Here is a 26,249-nt window from a genome sequence, read left to right as displayed (position 1 = left end):
ATTCCCATCCGCCGTGGCAAAGGGCTTTGCTGCTGGGATAAGATGGGGCGAATCGCAGATGGGGCTGTCGAATGGATTTCACCGGCGAAGAACGCATCGCCGCGCCGCGGGACATGGTCTGGGCAGCGCTCAACGATCCGGATATCATGCGCGGCTGCATTCCCGGCTGCCAGGGCATCGAGCGGCTGTCGCCAAGCGCTTTCGAGGCGACGATCAAGGTGAAGTTCAGCCTGTTCTCCGCCACCTTCCATGGGTTGCTGACGCTTTCCAATATCGATGCGCCGAGAAGCTATACGCTATCGGCCGAAGGCAAGGGCGGCCTTGCCGGCTTCGCCAGGGGCAGCGCCGATGTCGTGCTCGAGGCGAGGGGCGAGGAGACGATCCTGCACTACCGGGCAAGAGCCGAACTCGGCGGCAGGCTCGCCCAGCTCGGCGCACGCCTGCTCGATTCGACCTCGCAGCGGCTGGCCGAAGGTTTCTTCTCGGATTTCAATGCTGCGATCGTTGCAAAAATGACTGCGGATTGAGCGCCGAAGGCTTTCGCTGCGGCTTGGCGCGGACCTGCGCCTGAGCTATTGCGACATGATGACATGGACCATCAGGCCGCCACGGGCAGAAGACCAGGAATTGCTTGCGGACATCTATCTTTCCGTGCGCCGCCAGACATTCGTCTGGGTCGATCCCGGCAAGTTTCACCGCGAGGATTTCTCCGCCCATACCAATGGCGAGACGATCTTCGTCTGCGAGCATGCCGACCGGAGCGTCGCCGGCTTCCTGTCGCTCTGGCCGGAGGACGATTTCATTCACATGCTTTATATAAGGCCCGAGTTCCAGGGGCTCGGCGCCGGCACCGCGCTGCTCCGGGCGCTGCCGGAATGGCCGCGACATAAGTACCGGCTGAAATGCCTTGTGAACAACCGGCGGGCGAAGGCCTTCTACCTTTCCCATGGTTTCGCGGTGACCGGCAACGGCGCGTCGCCGGAAGGCGACTACGAGGAGCTGAGCTTTTCTCCGGTTTGACTCGGGGCGAGAGCCGATCTTATCGCGACGGCAGCTGTCCGGCGATCTCCTCCGCGCGGGACCTGTGACGATCGGCCTCGCCCTGCCAGCGAATGGCTTCCTTGGCCTCGGTGCGGGCGCGCTTGCGGTGTTTGCCCTGGCTGAACCAGGTGGCGGCCGATCCGATCAGCATGCCTGCTATCAATGCGATGAACAGGAAGACGAACAAGGGTGCGGAAACCGCAAGCACCTGGTCTTCGGGCCTGAAGGGATTGAAGGCCAGCGTGACGCTCTGCCGGTTGGCGACGCAGAAGACGATGAGGATGACTCCGAGCGGCAGCAGAATCAACAGGTTGACGATCTTCTTGGCCATTTAAGCTCTCCATGCGTCTTAGATGCATCGGCCCGAAAATCGATTCCGACTTTCGGGCCGATGCGCTAGCAGAATAGGAAAACGGTGTTCAAGTTCAAGTGCGGTTTCGCCGCAGGCGGCTCGCGCCGCTCAATCCTCTTCGTCGGCCTGGCCGGGATTGAGCCGCTCCCGCAGTTCCTTGCCCGTCTTGAAGAAGGGAACCCACTTCTCCTCGACGAAGACGGTATCGCCGGTGCGCGGATTACGGCCGGAGCGGGAAGGGCGGTTCTTGACCGAAAACGCGCCGAAGCCGCGCAATTCGACGCGGTTGCCCGCAGCCAGTGCATCGGTGATCTCGTCGAGAACCGCGTTGACGATATTTTCGACGTCGCGATGATAGAGATGCGGGTTGCGTGCCGCAACAATCTGCACCAATTCGGACTTGATCACAGTCGCCCCCTTAAATTATTGATTTCTTATCAATCCCGGCCAACCTGCCAAACTGAAAGCAGCCCGTCAAGAAGCAACTTTGGGGGCAGGATTCCATTGATATCCTGGCCTTTGACCAGATCATCATAACCCAAGATAGTGACCAGCCGCGAAACAGCTCCTGCGAGCAGAAAAGGCGTGTTGCTCTTCTTGTCCCAATCCACCATCGGCAGATCGGTGTCGACGCCGCGCGACTTGAGATAGGCGCGGATTTCCGCCTCGCCCCCGATCGTATCGACGAGCTTCGCCTTCAGCGCCTGCCGGCCGGTATAGATCGTGCCGTCGGCGAGTTTCAGCACCTCATCGCGCGGCAGCTTGCGCCGGTCGGCGACCAGGTCGACGAACCAGTTATAGCTGTCGACCACCATGTTGCGGATCATCGCCTTGGCTTCCTCGCTCGCCTCGTGGAAGGGCGAGGGCTCGGCCTTCAGGGGCGAGGATTTGATCTCCTGCAGCGATACGCCGATCTTGTCGAGCAGCGGCTGGATCTGCGGATACTGGAAGATGACGCCGATCGAGCCGGTGATCGAGCTGTCGCCGGCAATGATCGTGTCGCCCGCGGTGGCGATCATATAGCCCGCGGAGGCGGCCAGCGTGCGCACGTCCGAGACAACAGGCTTCTTGGCTGATATCGCCCGGATCGCATTGAAGATTTTTTCGCCGCCATAGGTCGTGCCGCCGGGCGAGGAGATCGAAATCACCGCGGCCTTCACCTGATCGCTGGTCTCGACCTTCTTCAGCCGCTCCAGCAGCTCGTCGTCATCGACGATCAGCCCCGATATTGTCACATGGGCGATATGCGGGCTTGCCGTGCCGGCTCCGCCGAGGGCGAAGCGGTAAAAGGCAAAACCAAGCGCCACGATGAGGGCGACCGCGACGATGCGCCAGAAGCCGAGTTTGCGGCGCAGCCGCCGGCGATCCGCGATGATCGAACTGTCCATAGAAACCTCCAGCGCTGGCCCGGGGTCGGCATGGCGCCGATGGGTCCGGTGAAATTGATCGCAGCGGCGCGTACGAATGCCACTTTTGTATGTTTTTCCGTTTTGTTGCTTGTTGCAGAAAAAATTCCATATTGGCAAGCCAATGTAATAATGCGAAACGAACTGTGATTGCCGGCCGCTTTGTTACGCAGGCGGGGCAATCATCGCACATGGAACGAGACCTATGCTCGATACCCTGAAGAACAACGGAAATGCCGCTTATGCGGGCTCCGGTCGGAGCCCCTATGGCGATGCGTTGTTCCATTCCGCCCGCGTGCGGCGGCTGAAGATCTTGCTGCCGTTGGCCGCCCTCGTCATCGCGGCCGGCCTCACGGCGGTTGCACTGGTCAAGATATATCTGCCCGAGAATATCAAGATGGAAGGCGCCAAGATCGAGAACGGCAAGGTCGTGATGGAAAAGCCGGCAATTGCCGGACGCAACTCCGACGGTGTCAATTATTCCATGCTTGCGGAAAGGGCGCTGCAGGATATCCGCAATCCTGATCTCATCACCCTCGAGACCATCAAGGCCGCCGTGCCGATGAATGACGGGCTGATTGCCCGCGTCATCGCTTCGACTGCGGATTATAATCGCGCCACCGACAACCTGCATATGACGGCTCCCTTCACCCTGGTGCTGAGCAGCGGCCTCAACGCGCAATTCCAGTCCGCCCGGCTCGACATCAAGGGCGGCAACATGCGCAGCGACGATCCCGTCACCATCACAAAGGACAATGCTTCCATTGTTGCGAAGACGCTGGAGATAACCGATAAGGGGCGCGTGATCACATTCGAGGGGAATGTTCGCATGAATGTCGATCCATCCACCATTCATAAACAGGGCACTTAACCAGCCGGGTCACCCATGACAAAAGATTGTCGCATTTCAGCTTGCAAGACAGGCATCGCATTCGTTGCCGGCGCATTTGCCCTTATTCTGACGGTCTCGGGCGCGGGTGCGCAGTCGACCACCATGTCGGGCATGAAGCTTTCCAACGATCAGCCGATCCAAATCGAAAGCGACAAGCTGGAGATCCATGATCAGGAGCACACGGCGCTCTTCACCGGCAACGTCAAGGTCGTCCAGGGCACGACGACGATGCAGTCCGGCAAGATGACCGTCTATTACAAGGACAAGGCGGCAAAGCCGGGCGCCGGCGCGCCGGCTCAACCGGAGGCGAAGCCCGAGCAGTCGGCCTCGCTGGCATCGGGAAGTGCCGATATCGACAAGATCCTGGTGACGGACAAGGTCTACCTGGTTTCAGGCACGCAGACGGCGACTGCCGACGACGGCAATTTCGACATGGCCTCGCAGACATTCATCCTGACCGCGGATCAGGGAAACAAGGTCATTCTGTCGGACGGACCGAACGTCTTCACCGGCTGCAAGCTGACCGTTCACATGCAAACCGGCCAGGCGGAGCTTGAAAGCTGCGGCGGTCGTGTCCAGATTCAGCTCGATCCGAAATCGCAGCCGAACGCGCAGAAGCAGAACTGAACCGGCCTCCCCCGTGAAATTATCATCGCTATCCACCATGTTCGGCCGGCCTGAGCCGCAAGCTGCAGGTGCCGCCGACAAGAGCCGCTATCAGGGAACGCTGATCGCCCGTGGTCTGACGAAGACCTATGCGACGCGGCGTGTCGTCAACGGCGTCTCCCTTGTGGTGCGTCGCGGCGAAGCCGTCGGCTTGCTCGGTCCGAACGGCGCCGGCAAGACGACCTGCTTTTACATGATCACCGGTCTGGTGCCGGTCGATGAAGGCACGATCGAGATCGATGGAAACGATGTCACGACCATGCCGATGTACCGCCGTTCGCGCCTCGGCGTCGGTTACCTGCCGCAGGAAGCCTCGATCTTTCGCGGACTGACGGTGGAAGAAAATATCCGTGCCGTCCTCGAAGTGCATGTGAAGGACAAGGCCGAGCGCGAGCAGAAGCTGAACGAGCTGCTGGAGGAATTTCATATCCAGAAGCTGCGTAAGAGTGCCGCTGTCGCCCTTTCCGGCGGCGAACGCCGCCGTCTCGAAATCGCCCGAGCGCTTGCAACCGACCCGACCTTCATGCTGCTCGACGAGCCCTTCGCCGGTGTCGACCCGATTTCGGTCGCCGACATCCAGAACCTCGTCCACCATCTGACGGCCCGCGGCATCGGCGTTCTCATTACCGACCACAATGTGCGTGAGACGCTCGGCCTCATCGACCGCGCCTATATCATCCATGCCGGCGAAGTGCTGACCCACGGCCGTGCGAATGACATTGTCAACAATCCGGAAGTACGCCGGCTCTATCTCGGCGACAATTTCAGCCTTTGATCCCACGCTGATTCACCTTGCCGCGTAGTTCCGCTTGACCAAATGAGATAAAAAAGCAATTTTTGGGCCAACTCGGATTTCCGTGGCCTGAAGCGTGGATCGGCCGTGGTTTCCCGGAGGAGTCGAGGGAGTTTCGCGTCCGTCATGGCACTGTCCGCCAATCTATTTCTGCGCCAGAGCCAGTCCCTGGTCATGACGCCGCAACTGATGCAATCCATCCAGTTGCTGCAGATGACCCATTTTGAGCTCGCCCAGTTCATCGCTCAGGAAGTGGAGAAGAACCCGCTGCTCGAATTTCCGTCGAATGATGGCGAGGCGGGCGACGAACGGGCGGCAGGCGAGGACGAGCAGTTCGCTCATTCGCCGGAGGACGCCGGCGCGGACGACGGCGCCGACAATCGCGCCGAGGCGCTTTCCAGTGACTGGTACGACAACGGCGGCAGCGAAAGCACCGGCCGGCTGAACGACGAGCTCGACGCCAATTACACCAATGTCTTTCCCGATGATGGTGGTCCGCAGCGCCTCGACGCACCGGAACTCGTCGGTCAGTGGAAGTCGATGCCGGGCAGCGCCGACGCCGCCGATTACGATCTTGACGATTTTGTCGCCGGTCAGGTCTCCCTGCGCGATCATCTCGCGCAGCAGATCCCCTTCGTCCTGCCTGATATGAGCGACCGGCTGATCGCGCAGAATTTCATCGATCAACTCGACGATGCCGGTTACATTCAGGTCGATCTCGTCGAAACCGGCGAGCGGCTCGGCACGAACCTCACGCAGGTCGAACACGTGCTCGCCGCCCTACAGACGCTCGATCCTCCGGGTGTTTTCGCCCGCAGCCTCGCCGAATGCCTGGCGATCCAGCTCCGGCATAAAGACCGTTACGACCCTGCCATGCAGGCGCTGGTTGAAAATCTCGAACTCCTGGCGCGGCGCGACTTCGCCACGCTGAAGCGGCTCTGCGGCGTCGATGAGGAAGATCTTCTCGACATGCTCGGCGAGATCCGCCAGCTCAATCCGAAACCCGGCAGCGGTTTCGAGACGGGCGTTTCCGAAGCGATCATGCCCGATGTCGTCGTCAGGCCCTCCGCTGAGGGTGGATGGCTGGTCGAGCTCAACCCGGATACGCTGCCGCGCGTGCTCGTCAATCAGTCCTATTTTTCCCGCGTGAGCCGGAACGGCGAAGATCATGCCTTCCTTTCCGAGTGCCTGCAGAGCGCCAACTGGCTGACCCGCAGCCTCGACCAGCGGGCAAAGACCATCATGAAGGTGGCAAGCGAGATCGTTCGCCAGCAGGATGCCTTCCTGCTGCACGGTGTCGACCACTTGCGGCCGCTGAACCTGAAGACGGTGGCCGAGGCGATCAAAATGCATGAATCCACCGTCAGCCGGGTCACCTCGAACAAATATATGCTGACGCCGCGCGGCCTCTTCGAACTCAAATATTTCTTCACCGTATCGATCGGCGCGGTCGAGGGCGGCGACAGCCATTCGGCCGAGGCCGTGCGTCACAAGATCCGCGCGCTGATCATGCAGGAGAGCCCCGACGCGGTGCTCTCCGATGACGATATCGTCGACATGCTGAAGAAGGGCGGTGTCGATCTCGCCCGTCGCACGGTCGCCAAATACCGGGAAGCGATGAACATCGCTTCCTCGGTGCAGCGCCGCCGCGAGAAGCGGGCGCTCGCCAAAGTCGCGGGCTTCTGACGCAGCAGCACGCTTCGATCTGGATCGAAGCATCCACCTTCCAAATTGGCCTATTTCTCCCGCGTCTTGAACGAAGATCGATGTGCCTATGACGCCGCAAAAGCCGAACCTTACCAGAGAACTTGTCCTGCTTCTGGTGCTTGCGACCCTCTGGGGTTCTTCCTACACCTTTATCAAGATCGGGGTCGAAACGATCCCGCCGGTGACCTTGATCGCGGTGCGCACACTGATCGCCGGCGCCATTCTGCTGGCCGTGCTTCGCCATCGGCATGTCCGCCTGCCGCGCGATCGCGCGACATGGCGCCTGTTCGTCGTTCAGGCCTGCCTGAACAGCGTCTTTCCTTTCACGCTGATCGCCTGGGCGGAGCAGTCCGTCGATGCCGGACTGGCGGTGATCCTGAATTCGGCGACGCCGATTTTCACCTTCCTGCTGACCGTGTCGATAACCCGCCATGAGCCGGCGACGGCGCGAAAGCTTTTCGGCGTCGTCTCCGGGCTTGCCGGCATCTGCCTCGTCATCGGCGTCGAAGCGCTCGGCGGTCTAGGTGAAAGCCTGATGGCGCAGCTCGCCATCATCCTGGCAACCTTCTGTTACGCAGGGGCCGCGATTTTCAGCAAGAACTTTAGAGGCCTCGATCCTGCCGTGCCGGCGGCCGGTTCGCTGATCTCGGGCGCGGTCATTCTGATGCCTGTGAGCCTGCTCGTCGACCGGCCCTGGGGGCTCGATCCCTCGGCCGCATCGGTGCTGGCGCTGCTTGCCCTTTCCGCCTTTTCGACGGCGCTTGCCTTTACGATCTATTTCCGCCTCGTTCAGACGCTGGGTTCGGTCGGAACCACATCGCAAGCCTATCTCCGTGTGCCGATCGGTGTGGCGATCGGTATCGTCTTTCTCGGCGAGAGGCTGAGCCCGACGGCGTGGATCGGACTGGTCTGCGTCATTCTCGGTGTCATCGCCATGACGATGCCGCGCGCAACGCAGGCACGAAGCGCGGGAGCTGATGAAGGGAAAGTCGCCGGAAGGCTCCTTCCGTAGGAGATTTGCTACACCTTCTGCGAGCGCGCCCGGAGCTGATTCGGCGCCCTATTGACTTTCCGGCAACCTCTGGCTAGAAGCCCGCCGCAATCGTCGCCGTGAACGGCGTTTTGAAGTTATCCCCATCATCCCAAGGGCACCGAGGACCGCAGGCCTACGCCGATCTTGCTTGAGATTGCGCGAAGTGCTTGGATGAACCCGAGGCTTGGCGTAAACTGATACCCGCAAACGACCATAAGAAGGGAAACTCCATGAGTGTGCGTGTATCCGGGAAACATATGGAAATTGGTGAATCCTTCCGCCAAAAGATCGAGGACCAAATTGGAACGGCCATCACGAAATACTTCGATGGGGGGTATTCCGGCCAGGTGACCGTCGAAAAGGCGAGTTCTCGTTTCTCGGCAGACTGCAAGCTTCATCTCGACAGCGGGGTGGTGCTTCATGCCGCCGGCGAAGCGACGGATCCGCAGCTTGCTTTCGACGCCGCTTCCGAACGCATCGAGAAACGCCTGCGTCGCTACAAGCGCAAGCTGAAGGACCACCATGCCGGAAACCACCTGAATGGCTTTGCAGAAGTCTCCTATACGGTCATGGACTCCGTTCCTGATCACGAGGATGAAATTCCCGACGATTTCGCCCCGGCAATCGTCGCTGAAAGCACGAAGCAGTTGAAGACCATGTCCGTCGCCACCGCCGTGATGGCGCTCGACATGACCGACGAGCCGCTTCTCCTGTTCCGCAGTCCCGGCAAGGAACATCTGAACATCGTTTATCGTCGGCACGACGGAAATATTGGCTGGATCGATTCGGCCAATATCAAAGGCTGAGATCAGAGTGGTGAGCGGCGGTATCGCCGCCGCTCCTCGCATCAACTGATCCCGGCGACAGAAGGAAAAAGAAATGGCATTGGCAGATTTGCTCCATCAGGATGCGATCATTCCCGCCCTCAGAGTAAATTCCAAGAAACAGTTGCTTCAGGAATTGGCGGCAAGAGCCGCGAGGATCACCGGGCTCTCCGAACGGGAGATCTTCGACGTCATCCTGCAGCGCGAACGCCTGGGTTCGACCGGCGTCGGCAACGGTATCGCCATTCCCCACGGCAAGCTGGTGAACATTCATTCCATCGTCGGCATCTTTGCCCGGCTGGAGCAGCCTGTCGATTTCGAAGCGCTGGACGACCAGCCCGTCGACCTCGTTTTCCTGCTACTTGCGCCGGAGGGCGCCGGCGCCGACCATCTCAAAGCCCTGTCGCGCATCGCCCGCGTCCTGCGCGATCAAGACCTGGTTGCAAAGCTGCGGGCCACCGATTCCGCCTCGGCGATCTACGCCTTCCTCAACGAAGAGCAGACGTCGAACGCTGCTTGAGCTGCATAATCCCTAAATGAAAAAAGGCGCCTGATTTCGCAGGCGCATTTTTTATTTACCCAGGGCTGAACGGTCAGAACTCTTCCCAGTTATCCCCAGCCACGGCGGCCGAGCCATGCGATTGAGGTGTGGTGCGGCGGGTCGCCGGCGCGTGGCGGACCACAGGAGCGGTTGCCAAGTGCGAGGGGGCCGCAGCCGGCGCACGCATCTGCCTCGCCACGGAGGCGAGCGCGGTTGCGTTGGCGGAGCCGGACACCCTGAAGCGCGTGGCGAGCGTCTTCAGCGTCTGCGCCTCGTCGTTGAGCGCCACGCTGGCGGCGGTCGCTTCCTCCACCATCGCCGCATTTTGCTGCGTCACCTGATCCATCTGGTTCATGGCCTGGTTGATTTCCTTCAGCCCCACCGCCTGTTCGCTGGCCGATGCCGAGATCTGCCGGATGAGGCTGTTGATGCCCATCACCTGTTCTGCGATCTTGTGCAGCGTCCCGCCGGCGCGCCCGACGAGATCGACGCCTTCCTTGACCTGGACGGCCGAGGTGTTGATCAGCGTCTTGATCTCCTTGGCGGCAGTGGCCGAACGCTGCGCGAGTTCACGCACTTCCTGGGCGACGACGGCAAAACCCTTGCCGGCTTCGCCGGCGCGAGCCGCTTCGACGCCGGCGTTCAGCGCCAGCAGGTTCGTCTGGAAGGCGATCTCATCGATGACGCCGATGATCCGCGATACCTCCGTCGAAGACTGCTCGATCCCTTGCATGGAGGCGATGGCCTTCTGCACCACTTCGCCTGATTTCTCGGCATCCTGGCAGGCGAGATTGACGTTGTCGGCAGCCGTGCGGGCATTCTCGGCACTGGAATCGACCTGGGCGGTGAGCTCGTTGAGCGCTGCCGCCGTCTCTTCCAGGCTTGCTGCCTGCTGCTCGGTACGTTTGGCGAGATCGGAAGCGCTGTTGCTGATCTCGCCGGTGCCGGCGCCGATATTGACGACGCTGAGATTCATCGTGTTGATGGTCTCTTCGAGGCTTGCAAGCGCGGCATTGAAATCCTGCTTCAGTTTGCCGTATTCGCCGGGGAAATCTTCGGTGATGCGGTAACCCAGATTGCCCTGAGACAGTTCCGAGAGGCCGGCGCCGACGACCGAGACGATGCGACGCTGCAGCGACACCGATTGCTGCCGTTCCGATTCCGAACGGCCGCGCTCGGCCTCTGCGGCCTGTCGCTGGTGGGTGGCCTCGTCTTCGAGGCGCCTGGAGTCGGCGAGCTTGAAGCGGAAGCCTTCGAGTGCCTTTGCGACCGAACCGACTTCGTCGGTACGGTCCTGGGCCGCGACGGGTTCGGCATATTCGCCGTCGCTGAGCGTTTTGACGCTGGCGACAAGGCTGCCGAGCGGCCTCTGCACGAGCGAGCGGACGGCGAAATAGAGCGCCAGCATCACCGCGCCGAGCACGATCAGGCCGGTGGCGATCATCATGTAGGTCTGATCCTGCACCGGCGCGTTGATCGCGGTGTGCGGGACGTCGACAAGCACGACCCAGGTGGCGTTGACGCCGGGGACTTCGAATGGATAGACGACGCGGTCGAAAGGATCGAGGCCGTCATAGGTGAGGTTTCGGACGAGGCCGGGCTGCTTGTTCGACAGCGCCGCCTTGACGACGTCGGCGCCTTCGCCGTCATATTGCTTGGTCATCAGGTCGGGGACCGGCGCGACGATCCAGTTGCCGGCCTGCGACAGCAGCGTCACGCGGCCGGAGCCGAAGGGGTGCAGCGCCTGAAGCTTATCGGTCAGCGACTTCAGCGAGATGTCGACGCCGCCGACGCCGATCATCTTGCCGCCCGACATGACAGGATAGGCAATGGAAGTCAGCAGCGTCGGTACGTCGGTTCCCTCGGCCATGTAAGGCGTGGTGATCGCGCCCTTGCCGCTGTCGGCAGCAAGCTTCCACCACTCAGCGGTATAATCATTGTCGAAGGTCGAATACTGGATGCCGCCATCCTTGGTTTTCGACCAATAGGGCGTGAAGGCGCCGTTCTTGTTGGTGCCTTCGTCATTGTTGTTGGCAATCTCGGTCGTCTTTCCGTCCAGCGCACCAAGCTGCTCGCAGAACCAGCTGCCGAAGGCGAAGGCATTCTGTTCCAGATTGGCTTTCAGCACGTTGATCATGCCCTTGCGATCGAGCGACTTTCCATCGTGGGCTCGGCCGATGACGCCTGACATGCTGCGGGCAGCGCTGGCGAGTTCGCCGACATTGGCGGCGATCTCATTGGCGATCGACTTTGCCTCGAGATTGGCTTGATCCATCGTCAGCATCTGAACGCGATCCCTGGTCTGGCCGATGAGGAAAAAGTTCGAAGCGATGAGAACAAGCGCGATGGCAATGCCGGTGATGGCGATAAGTTTCGCCGCAAGCGATTTCATGCGAAAAATGAACATGGGTTCCTCAGGCAAGGATGCGCCGAACGGGCATTCTTCGGCGCAGGAGCGAAGGCATGGCTCCGTCATGGAGCCGCCGCATCAGCCGCGGATCCGCACATGCGACGATCCGGCGATCGCTGGGAAGATCGCCGGAGACCTGTTAAATTTAAATGAAACTTGAGTGGTTATATGAGCAAAACCGCAGAAATCTCCTTTAAAATTGAAGGACATCTGCCGACGTTTCGCAGGCAGGCCAGGCTATATTCTGTCTGCGACTTCCCCACTCAAAGGAATCGACGGTTGCGCGCCTGATTTGAGGCATGCGAGCGAACCGGCGACCGCCGCGCGGCGCAGCGCTGTCGGAAAATCAAGCCCGTCATCGAGGCTGGCGGCGAAATAGCCGCAGAAGGTGTCTCCCGCTCCGACCGTATCGACAGGATCGATCGCCAGCCCCTGCGCTCTTGAGAGGACCCCGTCACGAATGGCGATGACGCCATCGCCGCCGAGCGTCACGATCAGGGTCTGGCCGGTTTCATGATGCAGGCGGACAAGCGCTGCCTCGCGCGCTCCTGCGTCCATGCCGTCCTGTCCGGCAAGTCGCTCGAACTCAGTCTCATTGGCAATGACGATATCGGCGAGGCGTCCGAGACGCGGCGCATCGGGAATCAGTGGGGCGAGGTTGAGGATGCTGGTGATGCCCTTGGCGCGTGCGGCCGAGAGCGCGCGTTCGACGGCCGCGACCGGCACCTCAAGCTGCAACATCAGTATGTCGCCTTCGTGCATGCGGCCGATCGCGGTTTCCGCATCGGCGGGCGCGACCAGGCCGTTGGCGCCCGGCACCACGGCAATCATGTTCTCGCCGTCGCCGCCGACCAGGATCAGCGCCGTTCCTGTGGGACCGTCGATATGCTTGACGAGGGAGAGATCGGTTCCTGCCTCATCGAGCAGAGAAAGAGCATCGGCAGCAAAAGCATCCTTGCCGACGGCGCCGGCCATATGCACATAGCGGCCGGCGCGGCGGGCTGCCAGCGCCTGGTTGGCGCCCTTGCCGCCGGCGGCCGTGGCAAAACCGTTGCCGGCCACCGTTTCGCCGGGCTTCGGCAGTCGCTCGGTCGTGGCGATGAGATCCATGTTGATGGATCCGAAAACTGTGATCATCAGGCTGTCCCGTCTTTTGGAGCATGCCAATGACATCATGCTCCTGCTATTTCATGGGGCGAGACACTGCCCGAAGCGGTCACTCCTCGTCAACCACCCGAAGCTTGAGAAGGCCGGTACGGCTTTCCACGGATTTGGCCGGAGTCTCGTCGTCGCGGGCTGGCCTGGCGTCGCCGCCTGCCTCGAATTCCAGCGCCTCGATCTTGGCGCCGCGCCTGGTGAGCTTGTCGGCTGACGTGACGACCATGTCGATATCCTTCTGCGCCATGGCGAAATGGCCCTGCAGCTTGCGCACCCGCTCGTCGAGACGGCCGAGATCGTCCATCAGGATCGCCACCTCGCCCTGGATCAGATGCGCCTGCGCCCGCATGCGCTGGTCTTTCAGCACCGCCTGGATGACCTGGATCGACAGCATCAGCAGTGACGGCGAGACGATGACGATGCGCGCCCGGTGTGCTTTCTGCACCAGGGCCTCGAAGTTCTCGTGGATCTCCGCGAAGATCGATTCCGACGGCACGAAGAGAAAGGCCGTCTCCTGGGTTTCCCCCTGAATCAGATATTTCTCGGAAATATCCCGGATATGGATCTCCAGGTCGCGGCGGAACTGCTGGCCGGCGATTTTGGCGGCCTCGGGGCTGCCGGCGTCACGGATGGCGTTCCAGGCTTCGAGCGGGAACTTCGCATCGATGACAAGCGGCGGCGCGCCGTTAGGCATGCGGATGGTGCAGTCGGGCCGCGACCCGTTTGAGAGCGTTTGCTGGAAGGCATAGGCCCCCATCGGCAGGCCGTCGGCGACGATCGTCTCCATCCGCGACTGGCCGAAGGCGCCGCGCGTCTGCTTGTTCGAGAGAATCGCCTGCAGTCCGACGACGTCCTTGGCGAGCGTCTGGATATTGTTCTGCGCCGCATCGATGACCGCCAGCCGCTCCTGCAGCCGCTGCAGGTTCTCATGCGTCGATTTCGTCTGCTCGGTGATCGTCGAGCTGACGCGCTGCGACATGCCGTCGAGGCGTTGGCTGATTGCCTGATTGAGCTCGCTCTGGCGCGCGCCGAAAACCTCGGCCATGGCCGTGATGCGGCCCTGCATCTCCGCCTGGATCTTCAAAAGCTCGGCCATGCGCGCCTCGCTTTCGCCAGCCCGGAGGCTCGCCTCCTCCGCCTGCTCGCGGCGGAGGCTGGCGCTGCGCAAGAGAAGGATGATCACCAGAAGCACGAAGGCGACAAAAACGCCGCCGGCAAGCGCCAGCATGGCCGGGCTCAGAGAGGCGTTGGAGAGGGCGAGCGATTCGGAATGAACGGTCATGCCGCAACCATAACAGAAGCTGCGGCAATACATAGATCAAAACGTGAACGAAATCCTCTGTCGCCTTTTTCCTCACCGATGCAGAAAATCGCCGCCGATTTAACCATTGCTCAACCATATTCGCCAAAATCTGTGCCGCAGAATTCCCTCCAGCGCCGTTGCGCCAAGTACAGAGATTTCCATGACATCCCAGCAGACCGACAGTGCACTCAGGCAGCGCCTCGATTTCATCGAACTGGACGAGGCGGCGCGCCGGTCGATACGGGATCTCAGCCCCGTCATATCAGAGCTAATCGGCGGTGCCCTCGACACGTTCTATGCCAAGATCGCCAAGACCCCCGCCGTCTCAGGCTTTTTCGCCGACAAGAACCATGTCGCTCATGCCAAGAAGCGGCAGCAGGATCATTGGGGCAAGCTTGCAGGCGGCGCCTTCGACGAAACCTACGTCGACGGCGTGACCGCGGTCGGGCGCACGCACGCCCGCATCGGGCTGGAGCCGCGCTGGTATGTCGGCGGCTATGCCCTGGTTCTGTCCGAGCTCGTCAAGGGCATCATGGAGAAGCAGTGGCCGTCGGTCTTTGCGCGCCAGCAGGGCAAATTGCTCGCCGAAAGGCTGTCGGCGGTCATCAAGGCCGGCATGCTCGACATGGATTATTCGATCTCGGTCTACCTCGAGACGCTTGAAGCCAAGCGCCAGGCTCTGGAAGAGCAGCGTGCCCAGGCCGAGGCCGATCAGGCGATGGCGCTGGAGCAGCTGCGCCGCGGTCTGGAGGCGCTGTCGAGCGGCGATCTCGAGGCCACTCTGCCATCCGACCTGCCCGGTAATTTTCGGCAGATGGCCGAGGATTACAACCGTGCCGTCAAGGCGCTGCGCCATTCCTTCGCATCGGTGCGCGACACGTCGGGCCATATCATGAATGGCGCCGACGTCATCTCCAATGCGACCAACGATCTCGCATTGCGCACTGCCCAGCAGGCGGCCGGCGTCGAGGAGAGTTCGGCTGCCCTGCAACAGCTTTCCGTCAGCGTCGGCCAGACCGCCGCCAACGCCGAGAAGGCTTCGGACGCCGTACGCGAGACGCAGCAGAAGGCGAAGAATTCGGGCGAACTCGTCACCAGCGCCGTGTCGGCGATGGCCGGTATCGAGAAATCCTCGACGGAGATTTCCAAAATTATCGGCGTCATCGACGAAATCGCCTTCCAGACCAATCTTCTGGCGCTGAACGCCGGCGTCGAGGCGGCGCGCGCCGGTGATGCCGGCAAGGGTTTTGCGGTCGTCGCGCAGGAAGTCCGCCAGCTCGCCCAGCGCACGGCCGATGCTGCCAAGGAGATCAAGAACCTGATCTCGCAGAGTTCGAGTCAGGTTAACGAGGGTGTCGGCATCGTCTCGAGCACCGGCGAGGCACTGAACGATATGATCAGCCGCATCGACATCATCAACCGCTTCGTCGCCGATATCGCCGCCGCCGCCCGCGATCAGGCGACCGGCGTCAACGAGGTCAGCGTGGCGATCCGCAGCATGGGCGAAATCACCCAGCAGAATTCCGGCATGGTCGAGCGCACGTCGGCGGAAACCTGCCGCCTCAAGGACGAGGTGGACCAGTTGATCGAGCTGTTGCGCCGCTTCCGCGCCCGTCCGGAAGCCCACGCCGTCGTCGGTGCCCGCCGGGCGGCCTGACCCAAATATGGCGAAATTCCGGGCGGGGACGCAAAAAAGCGTCTTCCCCGCCCGCCGGATAATTCCATAGCGGGAAAAGATGGGTTATGGGAACGCCCATGACCATCAAGCCACTCATCATTCTTCCCGACCCCGTTCTCCGTCAGCTCTCCAAGCCGATCGAGCGTGTGGATGCCGACCTGCAGCGCCTTGCCGACGACATGCTGGAAACCATGTACGACGCGCCGGGCATCGGCCTCGCCGCAATCCAGATCGGCGTGCCGCGCCGCATGCTGGTCATTGACGTCTCCCGCGAGGGCGAGGAAAAGCAGCCGCAGGTCTTCATCAATCCCGAGACCGTCAAATCGTCCGACGAGCGCTCGGTCTATGAGGAAGGCTGCTTGTCGATTCCGGACTATTATGCCGAGGTCGAGCGCCCGGCTGTCGTCTCGGTGAAATACCTCGACCGCGACGGCAGGGAACAGATGGTGGAAGCCGACGGGCTGCTTGCCACCTGCCTGCAGCACGAGATCGATCACTTGAACGGCGTGCTCTTCATCGACCATATCTCGCGGCTGAAGCGGGAGATGGTGATCAAGAAGTTCACCAAGGCGGCAAAGTCCAAGGCCCTCTGACGACGATTGAAAATGGGCTTCAACGGCACTATGATATCATTGATATCATAGTGGAGGCTTTAAGTGGGCGACCTTCTGATCCGAAATATTTCCGACGCAATGAAGCGAGACATCGCGGAAGCGGCCCAACGGAGTGGGAACAGCCTTTCTGATGAGGCCAAGGAGCTTTTGCGGGAAGCGCTTCAAAGAAAAGCCGAGGCCAAGCCTGAGCCTATGTCGGCATATGAAGCAATACGCGCCGCGTTCGTAAGCGAAAACGCGGTGGACGACGAATTTGTCGCGGTCATGAAAGAAGTCGAGGCCGCGCGGAAAAAGGATTTCGGTCGGCCGTTCGAGGATATCGAATGATCGTTCTGGATACGAATGTAGTATCAGAATTCGCAAAGTTACTGCCAGATGAAAAAGTGAAGACCTGGTTGCAGCGGCAGGATGGTTCGCGGATCTGGCTTTGCGCCGTCGGGTTGATGGAGCAGATTTATGGCGCTGAAAGGGTTCTGTTGAAGACAGGATCGGACCGATTCTTCCGTGCCATAGAGAATTTGGTGAAGGGCCAATTTCGTGACCGTATCGTCGGTTGGGATTTGGAAGCGGCAATGGCAACGGGCCGTCTGCGCGCAAGACGCGAAAGCGTGGGACGGCCAATTTCGGTTCAGGATGCCATGATTGCCGCCATTTGCCTTGTAAACGGTGCGACGCTTGCCACCCGTAACACCAGAGATTTCGAGGGGCTTGATCTCAAGCTCGTAAACCCGTTTGAAGACGGCTGATCCTCAACTGGCGAGATAAAATGTCTCTTCGCATCATCTTTATGGGAACGCCTGAGTTCTCGGTTCCGACCTTGCGCTTGCTCGTCGACGCCGGCCACAAAATCGTCGCCGTCTACACACAGCCGCCGCGGCCGGGCGGACGCCGCGGGCTCGATCTGCAGAAATCGCCGGTGCATCAGGCGGCCGAACTGCTCGGTCTTCCCGTCTTCACGCCGGTCAATTTCAAAGATGCCGAGGAGCGCGAGCGGTTTGCCGCCTTCAAGGCCGATGTCGGCGTCGTCGTCGCCTACGGACTGCTGTTGCCGGAGGCCGTTTTGAACGGCACCCGCGAGGGCTGTTACAACGGTCATGCTTCGCTGCTGCCGCGCTGGCGCGGTGCTGCGCCGATCCAGCGGGCGATCATGGCCGGCGACGACAAGACCGGCATGATGGTGATGAAGATGGACAAGGGGCTCGACACCGGCGCGGTCGCAATGACCCGCGAAGTCGAGATTGGTCCGGACATGACGGCGGGCGAATTGCACGACCAGCTGATGCTCGTTGGCGCCAAGGCTATAGCGGAAGCCATGGTGAAGCTGGAGATGAACGACCTGCCGCTGACGCCGCAGCGGGAGGAGGGCGTGCTGTACGCCGCCAAGATCGACAAGGCTGAGACGCGCATCGATTTTGCAAGAAACGCCCGTGATGTGCACAACCATATCCGCGGCCTGGCGCCGTTTCCCGGCGCCTGGTTCGAGCTAGAGATCGGCGGCGGGCCGGAGCGGGTCAAGGTGCTGGGATCCGAACTGGCCGACGGGCAGGGCGCTGCCGGAGAGCTGCTGACCGACGATCTCGTCGTCGCCTGCGCTTCGGGTGCGGTGCGGTTGACACGGCTGCAGAAGGCCGGCGGCAAGCCGATGGCCGCGGCGGATTTCCTCCGAGGCACGCCGCTTGCGGCCGGCACGAGGCTTTCCTGATGCCGCGTTTCCGCATGACAGTCGAATATGACGGCGGGCCCTATGTCGGCTGGCAGCGGCAGGAGAACGGACCCTCGGTGCAGGGCGCGATCGAGGCGGCGGTATTGTCGCTGACCGGCGAGACCGTGTCGATCCGCGGCGCCGGCCGCACCGATTCCGGCGTCCACGCCATGGGACAGGTGATCCATGCCGATCTTTCCAAGAGTTGGTCGCCCTACAAGCTGCAAAATGCCTTGAACGCGCATCTGCGGCTTGCCGGCGAGCGTGTCTCCATTCTCGACGTCGAGGCCGTTCCCGACTTCTTCGATGCCCGCTTCTCGGCGCTGAGGCGCCATTACCTCTACCGCATCGTCAGCCGCCGGGCGCCGCTGGCGCTCGAAGCTGGCAAGGCCTGGTGGGTGCCGAAGACGCTCGATCACGAGGTCATGCACGCCGCCGCCCAGCGGCTGGTCGGCCGGCACGATTTCTCCACCTTCCGCTCCGCCCATTGCCAGGCAAACAGCCCGGTGCGCACGCTCGACCGGCTTGACGTGACACGTACCGGCGAATTGATCGAGATCCGCGCCACGGCGCAGAGCTTCCTGCACAACCAGATCCGTTCCTTCGCCGGCACGCTGAAGCTCGCCGGTGAAGGCAAATGGACGCCTGAAGATGTCCAGGCAGCGCTGGAGGCAAAGGACCGCAAGGCCTGCGGTCCGGTGGCGCCGCCCGAAGGCCTCTATTTCATGCAGGTGGATTATCCCGAGGTGATCACCGACCGGCGAAGGCCAAGCGACGAAAACGACGATCCGTCGTAACTCCGCCGCCGCCGAGGCTGGTCAGGCGGGGTAGATGCCGAGAAAGTGCTGCAGATATTCCGAAAGGATCATCGATGGCACCAGCAGCACCAGCGTCAGCGCCCCGACCATCAGCGCGTGATCGTGGCAGATCATTCTGAGAATGCGCGCCAAAGCGAAGACCTGCGCCAGCATGAAGGCGAGCAGCAGCAGCGAGACGAGGCCGACCGTGCCGGGCAGGAAGAACACCAGCGCCAGCAGTAGACCGTTGATATAGGAGAGCGGCACGCCGAGCCAGTTGACGCTGACGACGACGGGGGCGAAGCGCTCGCCCATGCGGAAGGCAAGCAGCAGCAGCCCGGCAAAGACCAGCGGCACGAACCAGTTGGCGACCTCGACAAGGCCGAGCCTGATGTAGAAGGCAAAGTCGACATCGGCCTCCGGCGGCATCGACCGCAGGAAGGCCTGTCGCCACCAGAGCCAGGAAATTCCCATCGGCGGCAGGCACCAGGCCATCGCCCAGAACGACCGGTTGACGCCGCGCTCCGACAGATCGAGGAAGCGGAAGCCGCGCGGATCCATCCGGATCAGCAGCCAGAGGCCGGCCAAGTAATATTGCACTTCCCTAAGACCCGGCATGGGCGAACCAGCGGTCGATGAAGGTCTCGTAGATCGCCGTCAGCGTCTCCAGATCGGCAAGAGTAACGCGCTCGTCGACCATATGCATCGTCTGGCCGACCAGGCCGAACTCGACGACCGGGCAATAGTCCTTGATGAAGCGCGCATCCGACGTGCCGCCGGTCGTCGAAAGCGCCGGAGACCGGGCGGCCACGCTTTCGACGGCAGACGATAGTGAAGCAATCAGGGCGTTGTTGCGGGTCAGGAAGACATGGCTCGGCCGGTCCGCCCAGACGATATCGTATTTGACTGGCTCGCGGCCCGGACGCAGCTGGCCATTGCCGGCGGCGGCTTCGAGCCGGCGCAGGATTTCGGCGCGCAGCGTTTCGACGGTCCAGCTGTCGTTGAAGCGGATATTGAAGCTTGCCGATGCCTTGGCCGGAATGACGTTCGTCGCAGGATTGCCGACATCAACCGTCGTCACTTCGAGGTTCGACGGCTGGAAATCGTCGGTGCCGCCGTCGAAAGGCGGATCCATCAGCGCCTGCGTCAGCTGCAGCATACCGCGCACCGGATTGTCGGCGAGGTGCGGGTAAGCGGCATGGCCCTGAACGCCGTGTACGATGATCCTGCCCGACAGCGAGCCGCGCCGGCCGATCTTGATCATGTCACCGAGCCGGTCCGGATTGGTCGGTTCTCCGACAAGGCAGGCATCCCAGCATTCGCCGCGCTCCGCCGCCCATTGCAGCAGTTTGATCGTGCCGTTGATCGCCGGGCCCTCTTCGTCGCCGGTAATCAGGAAAGAGATCGAGCCGGCAGGCGGCCCGTTCTTTTCGATGTGGCGGGCAACGGCGGCGACGAAACAGGCGATGCCGCCCTTCATGTCGACGGCGCCGCGGCCGAAGAGTTCGCCCTTTGATATCTCCGCGGCAAAAGGCGGGTGCGTCCAGGCGGCTTCATCGCCAACGGGCACGACATCGGTATGGCCGGCAAACATCAAGTGCGGGGCGTTGCTGCCGAGGCGGGCATAAAGGTTCTCGACATCGGGCGTTCCCTCTTCGCTCGCTCTCACTTTGTCGACTTTGAAGCCAAGCGGCGCAAGCATCGCCGCGAGGGCCGTCAGCGCGCCGCCTTCGGCTGGTGTGACGGAGGGGCAGCGAATCAGCGTCTGCAGATTGGCGACGGGATCGGTAACGGTCATGGCGGTCGAATTATCCAGCGGCAATGGCAAAGACATGGCAAGGCGGGGCCGCCTCGCGCAAAAAGACGCCGTCTGTTTACCGGATCAATCTCCCGATGTCATCAATCGCGAAGCAGCTCGTTGATACCAGTCTTGGAGCGGGTCTGTTCGTCGACGCGCTTGACGATGACGGCGCAGTAAAGATGCGGCGCCGGCTGGCCGTTTGCCATCGTCGCATTGGCCGAGGCCATCGAGCCGGCGACGACGACGGAATAGGGCGGCACTTCGCCGTACATCACCTCGCCGGTGGCGCGGTCGACAATTTTGGTCGACTTGCCGATATAGACGCCCATGCCGAGCACCGAGCCTTCGCGGATGATGCAGCCTTCGACCACTTCGGAACGGGCGCCGATGAAGCAATTGTCTTCGATGATGGTCGGGCCGGCCTGCATCGGTTCGAGCACGCCGCCGATGCCGACGCCGCCGGACAGATGCACATGTTTGCCGATCTGCGCGCAGGAGCCGACTGTTGCCCAGGTGTCGACCATCGTGCCTTCGCCGACATAGGCGCCGAGATTGACGAAGGAGGGCATCAGGATCGCATTCGGGGCGATATAAGCCGAGCGGCGCACGACGCAGTTCGGAACGGCGCGGAAGCCCGCGGCGCGAAACTGATTTTCGCCCCAGTTCTCGAACTTCGAGGGGACCTTGTCCCACCAGGTGGAATTGCCCGAGCCGCCCTTGACCACTTCCATGTCGTTGAGGCGGAAGGACAAGAGCACCGCCTTCTTCAGCCACTGATTGACCGTCCAGGCGCCGTCGGCGCCGCGGGTCGCCACGCGGGCCTTGCCGGAATCGAGCAGATCGAGCGCCGCTTCGACCGCATCGCGGACCTCGCCCTTCGTCGAGACGTTCACATTATCGCGATTGTCGAAGGCGGCTTCGATGGTCTTTTCCAGGGATGCGAGGTCGGTGGCGCTCATGAGAATTCCTTAAACTTCGATCTTTATCGTGGAGACGGCGGAGTCTCCGGACATGCGATCGGCGTGGGTTTGTCCTGCTCTACAGCATGCACGCGTAGAACGGAATGATTTTTCGAACAAGATCATACCTGGATTCAAGGCGTTATAGCGACATATCCGGTTTCACGGCCGGCAATACTGAAAGGCATTTCGACATGGCGAAGGGACGAAACGGCGGTTCTAGGCGCAAGGACGGCGTATGGGACCCGTTGAAGAGCAGCTCGACCGACAGGCAGCGCGCCGAGGCCGTGCCGAAGACGCCGCAGACGCTGTCGCCGGCCTATCGCCTAGCCTATGTCGACGAGGATTTCCTCTGCCGTGAGGAGTTGCGGCCGATCCGGCTGCAACTCGAACTGCTGAAGACGGAGATGATGCTGACCGAGCGCGGCATCCGGTCGACCGTCGTCATGTTCGGCGGCGCCCGCATTCCCGCCCCCGGCCAGAGTGCCTGGGCGGCGCGCAACGAGATCCAGCGCGCCAATCTGGAGGCGGCCTCCGTCTATTATGACGAGGCGCGCAAATTTGCCCGTCTCTGCTCGAAATATTCGGCGGGCTTCGACTTTCAGGAATATGTCATCGTGACCGGCGGCGGCCCCGGCGTCATGGAGGCCGGCAATCGCGGCGCGGCCGACGAAGGCGCGCCGTCAATCGGTCTCAACATCGTGCTGCCGCACGAGCAGGCTCCGAACGTCTATGTCACGCCCGAACTCAGCTTCAATTTTCACTATTTCGCCATTCGCAAGATGCATTTCATGGTGCGCGCCAAGGCGATCGCGGTCTTCCCCGGCGGCTTCGGAACGCTCGATGAATTCTTCGAATGTCTGACGCTGATCCAGACCGGCCGCATGGAGCGTCTGCCGCTGATCCTTTTCGGCGAGGCCTTCTGGCGCCGCATCATCAATTTCGACGCCCTGGCGGAATTCGGCACGATCGCGCCGGATGACGTCAAGCTGATCAGCTTCGTCGACACGGCCGACGCCGCGTGGAAGATCGTCCAGGATTTCTACGAACACCGCGAACCGGGCCAGAGTCTCTGAGATATGCTCTTTCCCCGTCGGACGGGGAAAGAGCAGGGGCAACGGTAAGTCCGCGCTTACAGCAGCGGCCGATCCGGCATGTCGTCGATCGAGATGACGCCATCCTTGTTGCGGTCCATGCGCGTGAACAGCTTGTCGAACGCGGCCACGGCCTCCTGTTTGGAAATCTGCCCGTTCTCGTCGGTGTCGATCCGATGCATGATCATCGAAGCGCGCATGATGTTGCCGCCATGGCGCATCCAGCGATGACCGTCATGGCCGTCGCGCGGCGGCTGCCCGGAGTCGCTGTCCGGCATGTCGGGCGCGGCATTCGCGTCCTTCTCGTCGCCGGCGTCCTGTTTGTGCTGATCTCTCATCGCCTGCAGCTGCGTCTGCCGGTACTGCCGGATTTCGCCGGGCGTCAGCGACCCGTCATTGTTGGTGTCGATCGCCGCGAAAATCTTGTCGAGGCCGCTCGTCGCCTCCTCCTTGGAGACCTTTCCATCCTTGTTTGCGTCGAACTGCTTGAGCATGCGGACATAGGTGATTTCGAGGAAGGCGTCGCGGCCCGGGCGGTCCATGCCGGTATGATGCGGGCGCGGCCCGTCGCCCGGCGCGGCAAAGCTTGCCCCGGCTGCAGCGCCGAAGATTAGGACGGAGGAGAGCGCTGCCAGTATCAGCTTGTTGCGGTACATCGTGTTTCCCTTCGTAAGGTGTCCCCTCACGAAAGAAGCTATGGCAGCGGGCCTGAAAGACCCAGTTAAACATCGGTAAGCTGGGTGAAACTTTGGTAACGTGGCTTTAGCTGCCGGATCTGGTCACCTTGCCGAGAAACGCGACGAGGTCGTCGGTGACGAAATCGATGTGATCCTCGTCGCCGCTGGTCTTTTCCCACCATTCGACGACGGTCTCTTCCAGGTTGCGCGGCACAAGCAGCACGGTTTGCATACCGAGCGCCTTCGGTACCGTCAGATTGCGCGGCAGATCCTCGAACATCGCCGCCTTGTTCGTTTCGACCCGCTTCAGCGCCGCAAACTTGTCATAGGTCGCCTGCGCCGGCTTCGGCACGTACTCGGCGGCGACGATGTCGAAAATATCGTCGAAATGTTCGAGGATGCCGAGCGCCCCGGCAGTCATTTCGGCATGTTTGACGCTGCCGTTGGTGAAGATGAACTTGCGCCCCGGCAGCGCCTTGATCGCTTCGCCGAGTTCCGGCTGCGGCGTCAGCGCCGAATAGTCGATCGCATGCGCCTTTTCGAGGAAATCGTTCGGATCGATGCCGTGATGGATCATCAGGCCCTGCAGCGTCGTGCCGTGGTCGAGATAATACTGCTTCTGCAGCTTGCGCGCTTCTTCCCGCTCCATCTGCAACAGCGCCGCGACATAGGCGGTCATGTTTTTGTCGATCTGCGCGAAAAGATTGATGTGATGGGGATAGAGCGTGTTGTCGAGATCGAACACCCAGTCTGTCACGTGTTCGAAATCGGCTTTTTCAGGCGTACGGTCGATCTTGGTCATGGCCGCCCTTATGGCACGGCTGGTCGCCCAAGGAAATCGACAGAGAAAAAATAGACGCCCGATTTTCGGCGGACGCGGCAGGCCTGGGATGTTAGAAAGCGGTCATGCTTTTCGAACGCCCCGACGATGACACGCTCTATGATGCCCTGATCGCGCGCAGCGCCGAGTATGAGGGCCAGGCCTATGTCTGCGTCAAGACGACAGGCATCTTCTGCCGTCTGACCTGTCCGGCGCGCAAGCCGAAGCGGGAAAATACGCTGTTCTTCGAGACGATCGCCGCCTGCATGCATTCCGGCTTCCGCCCCTGCCGGCGCTGCAGGCCGCTGGAGCAGCCGGGCAGGGAGCCGGTCGTCGATCTGTTGCTTGCCGCGCTCGACGACGAGCCGGAGGTTCGCTGGAGCGAGGATGAGCTCGTGCGCCGCGGCCATGATCCCTCGACCGTGCGGCGCGCCTTCAAGCGGGCGCTCGGCATAACCTTCCATGACATCGTCCGTCATATCAGGCTCGGAGAAGCGGCCCGGCAGCTCGCCGACGGGGCGCGCGTCATCGATGCCCAGCTCGACGCGGGTTACGAATCTCCGAGCGGTTTCCGGGCGGCGTTCCAGCGGCTCGTCGGCAAGGCGCCGGCACTCTCGCAGAATCGCGAACTGCTTTTTGCCGACTGGTTCGATACGCCGCTCGGGCCGATGATCGCGGTCGCCGACAAGACGCATCTGCATCTTCTCGAATTTCACGATCGCAAGGCGCTGCTGAGCGAACTCGAAGCGCTGCAGAAGCGCGTTCGCTCCTCCGTCGCAATCGGCCGCACCCCCGCGATAGATCAGATCGAGGCGGAAATCCGCGATTATTTCGAAGGCCGGCTGACCGTCTTCAGGACCCCTCTGGCGCTCGGTGGCACGCCCTTCGAAAAGCATGTCTGGGGAAAGCTGATGGAGATCCCGGTCGGGCAGACGCGCGCCTATGGCGATCTCGCCAGGGAGATGGAAAGGCCGGAGGTCGTGCGTGCGGTCGGCCGCGCCAATGGCGCCAACCAGCTTGCCATCATCGTGCCCTGTCATCGCATCCTCGGCGCCGATGGTTCTCTGACCGGTTATGGCGGCGGCCTCTGGCGCAAGCAATGGCTGCTGCGCCACGAAGAGAAGATCAGCATGGAGACAAGGATGGAGGAGACAGCATGAACTGGACTGAAAAGGCCAAGGCATTCGGCGCGCTTCATAAGAAGGGCGACCCGATCGTCCTCTACAATATCTGGGATGCGGGGACGGCGAAGGCCGTCGCCGATGCCGGCGCCAAGGCGCTTGCCACCGGAAGCTGGTCGGTTGCCGCAGCTCATGGCTTTGCCGACGGCGAGAAACTGCCGATGTCGGTGCTTGTAGAGACGGCGAAATCCATCACCGATGCCGTCGATCTGCCGCTTTCGGTCGATTTCGAAGGGGCTTATTCGGCAGACCCTCAGGGTGCGGCCGCCAATGTCGCCAAGCTGATGGAGGTCGGCGTCATCGGCATCAATTTCGAGGATCGGGTGGTTGCGGGCGAGGGGCTCTATCCGGTCGAAAACCAGGCGGCCCGCATCCGCGCCATTCGCGCCATGGCCGACAGCAAAGACATGCCTTTCTTCATCAATGCCCGTACCGACCTCTTCCTGGCCGAGAGCGACCTCTCCAAACATACCGGCCTGGTGGATGAGGCGATCGAGCGGGGCAGGGCCTACGCCGCGGCCGGCGGCAGCGGCTTCTTCGTTCCGGGCCTGATCGATCCCGCCTTGATCGAAAAGATCTGCGCAGCCTCGTCGCTGCCGGTCAACATCATGATGCGGACGGGCGCGCCTGACGTGAAAACATTGGCAAAGCTCGGCGTCGGCCGCATCAGCTACGGCCCGGGACCATACCGGTCGATGATGGAAAAGCTGAAGCAGGAGGCCGCGGCGATCTACAGCCTACTCTGAGCGGGCTGCTGCGGGGGCCGCATCCGCATGAAAGGCTGCGGCCCGTAATCACAT

General features: G+C 61.7%; 29 protein-coding genes. 18 read left to right on the top strand and 11 right to left on the bottom strand.

Going from position 1 to position 26,249, the window contains the following annotated elements; translation table 11 throughout:
• Positions 1-71: 71 nt before the first annotated feature.
• Positions 72-527 carry an SRPBCC family protein gene (locus tag AC13QO_RS00210; protein ID WP_488539634.1) on the top strand — a complete coding sequence of 152 codons (456 nt, stop codon included), beginning with the start codon at positions 72-74 and terminating at the stop codon, positions 525-527.
• 58 nt (positions 528-585) lie between these two features.
• On the top strand, positions 586-1,020 hold the full coding sequence (locus AC13QO_RS00205; RefSeq protein WP_085779938.1) for a GNAT family N-acetyltransferase: 435 nt from the start codon (positions 586-588) through the stop codon (positions 1,018-1,020).
• Positions 1,021-1,039: 19 nt separating this feature from the next.
• Here the strand turns inward: AC13QO_RS00205 and AC13QO_RS00200 are convergent, their stop codons facing one another.
• From AC13QO_RS00200 to sppA, 3 genes are all read right to left on the bottom strand, one after another.
• Positions 1,040-1,372, bottom strand: a complete 333-nt coding sequence (locus AC13QO_RS00200; RefSeq protein WP_488539633.1) for a lipopolysaccharide assembly protein LapA domain-containing protein — start codon at positions 1,370-1,372, stop codon at positions 1,040-1,042.
• 129 nt (positions 1,373-1,501) lie between these two features.
• Positions 1,502-1,801, bottom strand: a complete 300-nt coding sequence (locus tag AC13QO_RS00195) for an integration host factor subunit beta (protein WP_003544934.1) — start codon at positions 1,799-1,801, stop codon at positions 1,502-1,504.
• A gap of 29 nt (positions 1,802-1,830) precedes the next feature.
• Entirely contained in the window at positions 1,831-2,781 is a 951-nt protein-coding gene (gene sppA, locus AC13QO_RS00190; protein WP_097599437.1) for a signal peptide peptidase SppA, read from the bottom strand.
• A 223-nt stretch (positions 2,782-3,004) separates the two neighbouring features.
• On the opposite strand from sppA, the gene lptC reads away from it, so the two are divergent.
• From lptC to ptsN, 7 genes are all read left to right on the top strand, one after another.
• Positions 3,005-3,670 carry an LPS export ABC transporter periplasmic protein LptC gene (gene lptC, locus AC13QO_RS00185; RefSeq protein WP_097599436.1) on the top strand — a complete coding sequence of 222 codons (666 nt, stop codon included), beginning with the start codon at positions 3,005-3,007 and terminating at the stop codon, positions 3,668-3,670.
• 15 nt (positions 3,671-3,685) lie between these two features.
• Complete coding sequence (locus AC13QO_RS00180; RefSeq protein ID WP_085776743.1) at positions 3,686-4,318, top strand: LptA/OstA family protein; 633 nt, start codon at positions 3,686-3,688, stop codon at positions 4,316-4,318.
• Positions 4,319-4,355: 37 nt separating this feature from the next.
• Complete coding sequence (lptB, locus tag AC13QO_RS00175; RefSeq protein WP_085776744.1) at positions 4,356-5,132, top strand: LPS export ABC transporter ATP-binding protein; 777 nt, start codon at positions 4,356-4,358, stop codon at positions 5,130-5,132.
• Between the two features lie 144 nt (positions 5,133-5,276).
• A complete protein-coding gene (rpoN, locus tag AC13QO_RS00170) occupies positions 5,277-6,836 on the top strand; it encodes an RNA polymerase factor sigma-54 (RefSeq protein WP_488539632.1) in 1,560 nt (519 codons plus the stop codon).
• Between the two features lie 88 nt (positions 6,837-6,924).
• Entirely contained in the window at positions 6,925-7,869 is a 945-nt protein-coding gene (locus AC13QO_RS00165; protein ID WP_488539631.1) for a DMT family transporter, read from the top strand.
• A gap of 251 nt (positions 7,870-8,120) precedes the next feature.
• Entirely contained in the window at positions 8,121-8,696 is a 576-nt protein-coding gene (hpf, locus tag AC13QO_RS00160; RefSeq protein ID WP_085776747.1) for a ribosome hibernation-promoting factor, HPF/YfiA family, read from the top strand.
• Between the two features lie 73 nt (positions 8,697-8,769).
• Positions 8,770-9,234 carry a PTS IIA-like nitrogen regulatory protein PtsN gene (ptsN, locus tag AC13QO_RS00155; protein ID WP_011423788.1) on the top strand — a complete coding sequence of 155 codons (465 nt, stop codon included), beginning with the start codon at positions 8,770-8,772 and terminating at the stop codon, positions 9,232-9,234.
• A 73-nt stretch (positions 9,235-9,307) separates the two neighbouring features.
• Here the strand turns inward: ptsN and AC13QO_RS00150 are convergent, their stop codons facing one another.
• From AC13QO_RS00150 to AC13QO_RS00140, 3 genes are all read right to left on the bottom strand, one after another.
• Positions 9,308-11,662, bottom strand: coding sequence for a methyl-accepting chemotaxis protein (locus tag AC13QO_RS00150; RefSeq protein ID WP_488539630.1), 2,355 nt, complete (start codon positions 11,660-11,662; stop codon positions 9,308-9,310).
• A 240-nt stretch (positions 11,663-11,902) separates the two neighbouring features.
• The gene (locus tag AC13QO_RS00145; protein ID WP_085779939.1) at positions 11,903-12,802 is read right to left on the bottom strand and encodes a ribokinase; all 900 of its coding nucleotides are present in this window, start codon (positions 12,800-12,802) and stop codon (positions 11,903-11,905) included.
• Between the two features lie 79 nt (positions 12,803-12,881).
• Positions 12,882-14,105, bottom strand: a complete 1,224-nt coding sequence (locus AC13QO_RS00140) for a DNA recombination protein RmuC (protein ID WP_488539629.1) — start codon at positions 14,103-14,105, stop codon at positions 12,882-12,884.
• A 181-nt stretch (positions 14,106-14,286) separates the two neighbouring features.
• Between AC13QO_RS00140 and AC13QO_RS00135 the strand changes: the two genes are divergently transcribed.
• The 6 genes from AC13QO_RS00135 (at position 14,287) to truA (ending at position 18,917) form a co-directional block, all read left to right on the top strand.
• On the top strand, positions 14,287-15,783 hold the full coding sequence (locus tag AC13QO_RS00135; RefSeq protein WP_488539628.1) for a methyl-accepting chemotaxis protein: 1,497 nt from the start codon (positions 14,287-14,289) through the stop codon (positions 15,781-15,783).
• Positions 15,784-15,881: 98 nt separating this feature from the next.
• Positions 15,882-16,397, top strand: a complete 516-nt coding sequence (def, locus tag AC13QO_RS00130) for a peptide deformylase (RefSeq protein ID WP_488539627.1) — start codon at positions 15,882-15,884, stop codon at positions 16,395-16,397.
• Between the two features lie 63 nt (positions 16,398-16,460).
• Positions 16,461-16,745 (top strand): FitA-like ribbon-helix-helix domain-containing protein, encoded by a 285-nt coding sequence (locus AC13QO_RS00125; protein WP_085776750.1) that lies wholly within the window; start codon positions 16,461-16,463, stop codon positions 16,743-16,745.
• Positions 16,742-17,164 (top strand): PIN domain-containing protein, encoded by a 423-nt coding sequence (locus AC13QO_RS00120; RefSeq protein WP_488539626.1) that lies wholly within the window; start codon positions 16,742-16,744, stop codon positions 17,162-17,164. Before AC13QO_RS00125 ends, AC13QO_RS00120 begins: the two co-directional genes overlap by 4 nt.
• A gap of 20 nt (positions 17,165-17,184) precedes the next feature.
• Entirely contained in the window at positions 17,185-18,120 is a 936-nt protein-coding gene (gene fmt / locus AC13QO_RS00115; RefSeq protein WP_488539625.1) for a methionyl-tRNA formyltransferase, read from the top strand.
• Positions 18,120-18,917 carry a tRNA pseudouridine(38-40) synthase TruA gene (truA, locus tag AC13QO_RS00110; RefSeq protein WP_488539624.1) on the top strand — a complete coding sequence of 266 codons (798 nt, stop codon included), beginning with the start codon at positions 18,120-18,122 and terminating at the stop codon, positions 18,915-18,917. Before fmt ends, truA begins: the two co-directional genes overlap by 1 nt.
• Before the next feature lie 21 nt (positions 18,918-18,938).
• On the opposite strand, the gene AC13QO_RS00105 is transcribed toward truA, so the two are convergent.
• From AC13QO_RS00105 to dapD, 3 genes are all read right to left on the bottom strand, one after another.
• The gene (locus AC13QO_RS00105) at positions 18,939-19,535 is read right to left on the bottom strand and encodes a hypothetical protein (protein ID WP_210629418.1); all 597 of its coding nucleotides are present in this window, start codon (positions 19,533-19,535) and stop codon (positions 18,939-18,941) included.
• Entirely contained in the window at positions 19,522-20,715 is a 1,194-nt protein-coding gene (gene dapE / locus AC13QO_RS00100; RefSeq protein ID WP_488539745.1) for a succinyl-diaminopimelate desuccinylase, read from the bottom strand. Before dapE ends, AC13QO_RS00105 begins: the two co-directional genes overlap by 14 nt.
• Positions 20,716-20,816: 101 nt before the next feature.
• Complete coding sequence (gene dapD, locus AC13QO_RS00095; protein ID WP_085776755.1) at positions 20,817-21,677, bottom strand: 2,3,4,5-tetrahydropyridine-2,6-dicarboxylate N-succinyltransferase; 861 nt, start codon at positions 21,675-21,677, stop codon at positions 20,817-20,819.
• Positions 21,678-21,871: 194 nt separating this feature from the next.
• Between dapD and AC13QO_RS00090 the strand changes: the two genes are divergently transcribed.
• Positions 21,872-22,753: an LOG family protein gene (locus AC13QO_RS00090; protein WP_285191874.1), complete on the top strand. Its 882-nt coding sequence runs from the start codon at positions 21,872-21,874 to the stop codon at positions 22,751-22,753.
• 56 nt (positions 22,754-22,809) lie between these two features.
• Here AC13QO_RS00090 and AC13QO_RS00085 read toward each other — a convergent pair whose 3' ends face one another.
• Both AC13QO_RS00085 and AC13QO_RS00080 read right to left on the bottom strand, forming a co-directional pair.
• On the bottom strand, positions 22,810-23,427 hold the full coding sequence (locus AC13QO_RS00085) for an EF-hand domain-containing protein (RefSeq protein WP_085776757.1): 618 nt from the start codon (positions 23,425-23,427) through the stop codon (positions 22,810-22,812).
• 106 nt (positions 23,428-23,533) lie between these two features.
• Positions 23,534-24,250 carry a pyrimidine 5'-nucleotidase gene (locus tag AC13QO_RS00080; protein ID WP_285191873.1) on the bottom strand — a complete coding sequence of 239 codons (717 nt, stop codon included), beginning with the start codon at positions 24,248-24,250 and terminating at the stop codon, positions 23,534-23,536.
• Between the two features lie 104 nt (positions 24,251-24,354).
• On the opposite strand from AC13QO_RS00080, the gene AC13QO_RS00075 reads away from it, so the two are divergent.
• Positions 24,355-25,428 carry a bifunctional transcriptional activator/DNA repair enzyme AdaA gene (locus tag AC13QO_RS00075; protein WP_488539623.1) on the top strand — a complete coding sequence of 358 codons (1,074 nt, stop codon included), beginning with the start codon at positions 24,355-24,357 and terminating at the stop codon, positions 25,426-25,428.
• Positions 25,425-26,195, top strand: a complete 771-nt coding sequence (locus AC13QO_RS00070) for an isocitrate lyase/PEP mutase family protein (RefSeq protein ID WP_488539622.1) — start codon at positions 25,425-25,427, stop codon at positions 26,193-26,195. Before AC13QO_RS00075 ends, AC13QO_RS00070 begins: the two co-directional genes overlap by 4 nt.
• The last annotated feature ends 54 nt before the right edge of the window (positions 26,196-26,249 follow it).

The organism is Rhizobium sp. CNPSo 3670, from assembly GCF_057784555.1.
This window is presented reverse-complemented; position numbering and strand designations above follow the sequence as displayed.